Below are 271 nucleotides of genomic sequence, written 5' to 3' on the forward strand. Positions count from 1 at the left end.
TGGCACAGGGCGGCGATCCCAAGGGCGATGGTACCGGCGGATCCACGCTGGCGAACGTGGCGGCGGAGTTCAACTACCTGCCGCATGTGCGTGGCGCGGTGTCGGCGGCACGCGCGGACGATAAGGATAGCGCCAACAGCCAGTTCTTCATCGTGTTCCAGCCGCGCCTGAACCTCGACAAGAAGTACACGGTGTTCGGCCGGGTGATCGACGGCATGCAATATGTCGACTCGATCGAGCGGGGCGAGCCGCCGCAGAATCCGTCGAAGAT

Annotated in this window: 1 protein-coding gene; it reads left to right on the top strand. The window is 64.2% G+C overall.

All coding sequences use genetic code 11. The annotated features are described in order from the left end of the window. The coding region (locus AC0IYH_RS31685) for a peptidylprolyl isomerase (RefSeq protein WP_471838218.1) at positions 1–271 on the top strand (271 nt) is incomplete at both ends.

The sequence above is a fragment of the Pseudomonas sp. AC463 genome (genome assembly GCF_979253585.1).